Consider the following 5,638-nt stretch of genomic DNA (forward strand, 5'->3'; position numbering starts at 1 on the left):
AAAGCTACTAAGAAGAAGACCGCTAAGAAGCGTCGCTAGTCCGCTGGACAGCTCTTCTCTTCTGAGTAGAACCGAAGTTAAAAAAAGCCGCGTCGGAGTTCATTCTCTGATGCGGCTTTTTTCGTTTTAAAAAGCACAGAAAGTGCCAATTTGGCAGTTTTGGCGAGGATAACAACCGATCCCTGCAATCGAGGCTGCACCGGCAATGAAGCCCGAAAGCTGGTTGTTTGCGTGGCTGTTTCGAATCCGTAACTCCGTATCTCCGCAATCGTTTCGTGGATCCAACAAAAGCCTTGGCGACTTTCGCTGCGATGCGTTCGGCAATGCGTTACAGCGTCGGCAAGCTTGGCTTGGGTGGGTTCGCAGCGGCCTTAGACGCCAGCGTGCGAACGAGCGCTTTGGCGGCAGCTTCGATCGGAGTTCGCGCTCGCGCGTTTTCAGCAAGCACGTTGGCAAGCCGTCCTTCGTCGCCACCGGTTCGCAAGTCGATATCGATCGGTAGTGCTCCCAGAAACGGAACATTCAACTCTTCGGCCTTCGCTCGAGCACCGCCACGGCCGAAGATGTCGTAGGTCTTGCCACAATCGGGACACATAAACCCGCTCATGTTTTCGACCATTCCCAAAATTGGAATGTTCACCTTGCGAAACATGCTGATCGCCTTGATCGCATCGAGCAGTGCAACCTCTTGCGGGGTGCACACCACGACACTGCCAGCCAACGGTAACGCTTGTGAGAGCGTCAACGCAACGTCCCCCGTGCCTGGTGGCATATCGATCACCAAATAATCCAGTTCGCCCCAATTCGTATCTCCTAGGAATTGGTTGATCGATCCATGCAACATCGGACCACGCCAAATCACCGCTTGATCGGGCTCGACAAGAAACCCCATCGAGATCACCGGCATCGGCGGAAGTCCGCTGTCATCATTGAGCATGATGGGCTCGATTTTCTTCTGAGCATTCACAGCCGGTCGCCCCGACAAACCAAGCAGATGAGGAATGCTGGGGCCATAGACATCCGCATCCATCAATCCCACACGACTGCCGAGTTGACGTAGCGTCAATGCGATCGAGGCGGCGACGGTACTCTTGCCCACACCCCCTTTGCCGCTGCCGACAGCGATCACACTTTTCACACGCAGTCCCACCTGTCCCAGACGTGCAGGTGGCCGCGGGTGATCGACAATGTCGACCTTCACCTGGGTCCCAGGTAACGCGGCGACGACCTTGGAATCGATCGCATCGGCGATTTCGTCCGCGATCGGGCTGGAATGGGATGTCAATCCAAGCGTGATGGTGGCGGTGTTGCCCTCGACTTGCACCTCTTTGATTTGCCCCATCGATCCGATGGGACGCCCGGTTTCAGGATCAGGAAACGATTCAATCGCGGCGCGAACAGAGTCAGTATTCAAAGCGGACATGGATATCGATTCAGCGAAAGGAAAGTGGGAAAGGGATGGATTGGAACCAGAAAGCCTGACCACAATTCGCCACCCTGGCAAGGTCGGTAGCCGTGGCAGTCCCGCAGATTCATCCCTCGAGAGCCGAGGTGATAGCGGACGACTCGCTAGGGGACAACGTGCGAAACGCACGCAAGTTGATTCGGCGAGCCACATTCTGTAGGGCTTCGGGCGCCGCCAGCGTGATTGGGATTCCTAGCTCGGAAATCGTGGCCTGCATCGAACTGGGGATCCCCGTCATCCCGGCAATTTGAATCACCCCCGGAAACGCCGTTTTGACTTGCGTCACGACTCGCAACATTTTGGCGATCGACGCGGGCGTCAATTCCCACAGCACGATCATGGGCATGCGGCGGCACGAGCCAGACTTGGCCAACGGATGCCGCGAAATCCGCCGTGATACCTCACTCGGTTCACAGGACACGACCTGCGGAATCCAAGGATCGGGCAACCCTTCGGGGCTAAATCGACGCGCCGCATCGGCCCAGCGGTTGCCCTGCTCACACACCAGCCATACGACCTCGTTGGATGCCTCGAGCCATTGGCTTGCAATCGTTTTCATGCACTCTCGCCATCGCTGGGGGAAGACGATTTTCTGGGCCGCGGTGGCGGCGTGGACGATTCGGTTTGGACGGCATCGAGACGCCGCAGCAAACGCGAGCGGGTGATCCCCAGCAACCGTGCGGCGGCGGCACGATTGCCATCACTGATCTCCACCGCACTCTTGATCATTTTCAGTTCAAACGACTCAAGCATCTCATCAAGCGAAACGCTTTGCACTTTCCGGCGAGCCAGCGAGTCGCCAGGCCGAAAGGAGCGAATCGCCAGCGGAAAGTTCTCGGGTCCGATCGATTCACGTGTTGCGTTTCGCACGGCATGTCGCATCGCCGCGTCAAGTTCTTCGAAATCATTTGGCCATGGATAGGTCACCAATGCATCGATTGCGGCGCGGCTCAGACGTTCCCCGACGCCATCTCGGGCGGCATGATGTGTATCGACCAACGCGGCGGCTAACAGAGGAATATCCTCGACGCGAGACGCCAAGGGTTCGATGTTCACTGTCAGCGAAGCCAACAAATCGGCCAGGGCTGCGTCGATCTGCCGCTGCGGTGACTTCAACCCAATCACCATTTCGCGATCACCCACATTCGCCAGAGATCCTTCACACGCTGACGCGTCGAGATTGGATTGGTCGCTACACAATCCGATCAATCGCAACCGATCATTGTAGGAACAGATCAACTGGACCAGATGCCGCTGGGCATCCAATGGCATTTCATCTAACCCCCGTACTAAAATGGTCGCTTTTGAATCGGCGGAATTGGCAAGCTGGTTGACCACCGGAACGATCGATGCATCAAGTAGTTCGGGATCCATCAACGGTCCATCGACAATCGCGATCGGCTCACGCGGTGCGGATTGTTGATGAACCCGCAGGGCAATCGATTCACAACTAGCGCCGGCTGGAGCAAAAAAGCCCAGATGCGTTCGCACGTTTGCGGCAACTTGGATACGAGCTCGCATCCGTTTGGCCGACGAAGAGACACCGGCAGTGGCGACCGTTGCGATGGAAGCGTGCTTTTTTCGCCACGCATCGAGTTGTTGCCGCACGATTGCCGCGTCCGCAATTTCCTCGTCGGGAACACGGTCACTGAACCGGCCTCCAATCGCGATCGTCAGCCCGGATTCACCCGAACCGATGCGGACAAAGCGAACATCGATCGGATCGATGCGATGTTTTGCATCTCCAGCGGGTTGCACCCGCAGTGAAGCGGTCCCGCGGTGCTTTAGCCCTGGAGGCGGCGAGAGCGTTGCCGCCAAAAGATCAAGTGGATCATTGGAAACAGGACTGCCTGCGACCGCACGCCGCTGCAACAACCGCTCAACGTCCAAGCCCAGCCAGCGTGCCGTGGCGGCCGACAAATACACCAATTTGCCCGCAGGATCGATCGCCCACACCGGAGCGTCCGACGCATCGAGCAGCCGCATCAGATTACGGATCTTCGTGCCTGAGGTCATGGATTCCGTCTGTTGGCGGCTCGCACTTGAGTAACCCGGATCGGCGATGTCTCGATCGATTCACCACCGCGACGCGAACCGGCAGTGAGCGATGGGCTCACCGAATTCGCGGCGTCACGCCAAGACGTGGCGTCCCGTTTGTAAACCCAAGTTTAACCCAACGCTGCGGTGACCTAAAACACATCCAGGATAAAGTGATGGCCTTGGTGGAAGCGGCGACTGCTGGGGTAATAGTTGTGCCACTTCTTGTTGTAGACAGGAATCCGCATTTCCTGCGGATAGCGATGGTACAAACTGTCACTGCTCTGGAAATATTCCTGGCTGTAAAAGTTTTGGGGGTAGTACACGTAGGGGTAGTGATAGAAGCGATTCCAATCGTGGGAACCTGCTGCTCCACCCCAATTTTGACCATAGGCACGCTGTTCCGCCGAAGCCGAATCGGCCAAGGCACAACAACTGCAAACGAGGACAGCAGCTAACAATAAATGGCGGAGCATCCGTGGCTCTCCCTCTGGGGGGCGATGATTGGAGGGCCGGCAACGGCCCGATGGGTGACTCGCAAACATGCGTACCGTCACTATCGGCACATCTGGTATCATCGGTTGAGTCGTTTTGGCTTACGATTTTGACTACAATTTTCGCTACAACGCTCCCTCCAACCACCCCGCCACTTCACCGCCCCCCTACGATCCACCTAAGATTGGGTGTGTAGCGTGCTTGGGATCGATCAAGAATCTCGAATTCGCAGCGGATTTCAATACAAAAATCGAATGATTGCTATACTGGATGATTGATCCAGCAGGGCAACCGCCCCTTTGTTAATCCTTTCCAACTTGGTTCAACGTATGTCGTTTCGTCGATTCACCACGTCACTGCTCGTTATCGCGATCCTCGTGACGAGTTTTGTTGGCAATACAACATTGGCCTGTCCCTTCTGTAACGCCGTTTCGCAGACGCTTCGTCAAGAGATGTCGGTGATGGACGCAGTCGTGATCGCGACCGCCGTCGACCGCGAAAACGCTCGCAACGAAGAAACCGGCGAAGTGCTGATGCGAGTCGAAAAAGTACTCAAAGGCGATTCGCTGGTCAAAGTCGGCCAAGAGGTCAACGCGATCTACTATGGCGATGTGAAAACAGGCCGCACTTTCATGCTATCGGGGGTCGATCCCCCCAACATGCAATGGTCCTGCCTGCCGCTATCGCCACGCGCGGAAGCCTATTTGATGAAGGTCACCAAATTGGCGGGCGAGGATGACGTCACTCGATTGCGGTTTTACTACGACTACCTGCAAGACGAAGAAACAATGCTCTCGCGAGACGCCTACGACGAATTCGCGATTGCCCCCTATTCGGCTGTCAAAGAACTCGCACCAGAAATTGACCACGCCGAACTTGTTAGCTGGATCAACGATCCGGAAGCCACGGTGGATCGCCGACGACTGTATTTGACCATGTTGGGGGTTTGCGGCGACGAAAAAGACCTGCCGATGCTCGAAGAACAACTTCGCAGCACTCAAAAGAGCACCCGTAGCGGGCTCGATGCGTTGGTGGCTTGCTATCTAACGCTCTCGGGTGAAAAAGGGCTCTCCGTGATCGACGAACTGTTTCTGAAGAACAGCAAGGCTCCCTATGCGGATACCTACGCCGCAATCATGGCGATCCGTTTCCATGGCACCGAAGGGGATGTGATCGCGCGAAGTGCGCTTGTGGAATCACTGCACCATGTGCTGGACCGCAAAGATCTGGCGGATCTGGTTATTCCCGATCTGGCACGTTGGAGCGACTGGAGCCAAATCGATAAGATGAAGCAGCTCTTCCTCGAGGCGGATCCCGACAATAACTGGGTTCGCGTCCCGGTCGTGAACTACTTGCGTGCCTGTCCGCTGCCCGCCGCGAGCGAGGCATTGAAGGAGCTCGAGAAGGTCGATCCCGAAAGTGTCAAACGGGCGAATACTTTTTTCTCGATTCCTGTGCCAGCCAAAGACACCACCACACCGAACACTTCGGCCATTCCCAAAGCGAATGAGCCGCCGGTTGCGAATGCGGCCTCCGGCTTTCCGAATTCCTCGATTGCAGTGGATTCCCCCACAGACGCTCGTTCTTTCCGCGAAGCGATCGATGACCATCGCCGCCGGGTGGATCGTCCTGTTTTGGGGC

The 5,638-nt window shown here is 56.3% G+C and carries 5 protein-coding genes; 1 reads left to right on the top strand and 4 read right to left on the bottom strand.

The window, feature by feature from the left end:
* Positions 1-328: 328 nt before the first annotated feature.
* The 4 genes from ABX962_RS28580 to ABX962_RS28595 form a co-directional block, all read right to left on the bottom strand.
* Positions 329-1,423 carry an Mrp/NBP35 family ATP-binding protein gene (locus ABX962_RS28580; RefSeq protein WP_372724587.1) on the bottom strand — a complete coding sequence of 365 codons (1,095 nt, stop codon included), beginning with the start codon at positions 1,421-1,423 and terminating at the stop codon, positions 329-331.
* A 109-nt stretch (positions 1,424-1,532) separates the two neighbouring features.
* A complete protein-coding gene (locus ABX962_RS28585) occupies positions 1,533-2,024 on the bottom strand; it encodes a hypothetical protein (protein WP_372724589.1) in 492 nt (163 codons plus the stop codon).
* Complete coding sequence (locus ABX962_RS28590) at positions 2,021-3,481, bottom strand: helix-turn-helix domain-containing protein (RefSeq protein WP_372724591.1); 1,461 nt, start codon at positions 3,479-3,481, stop codon at positions 2,021-2,023. The genes ABX962_RS28585 and ABX962_RS28590 overlap by 4 nt, the downstream gene beginning before the upstream one ends.
* 173 nt (positions 3,482-3,654) lie before the next feature.
* Positions 3,655-3,978, bottom strand: coding sequence for a calmodulin-binding protein (locus ABX962_RS28595; RefSeq protein WP_372724593.1), 324 nt, complete (start codon positions 3,976-3,978; stop codon positions 3,655-3,657).
* Between the two features lie 348 nt (positions 3,979-4,326).
* Between ABX962_RS28595 and ABX962_RS28600 the strand changes: the two genes are divergently transcribed.
* Positions 4,327-5,638 (top strand): hypothetical protein (locus ABX962_RS28600; RefSeq protein ID WP_372724595.1); only part of this gene is annotated, 1,312 nt, incomplete at its 3' end.

Origin of the sequence: Novipirellula sp. (assembly GCF_041583735.1) — a bacterium.
GTDB lineage: Bacteria > Planctomycetota > Planctomycetia > Pirellulales > Pirellulaceae > Novipirellula.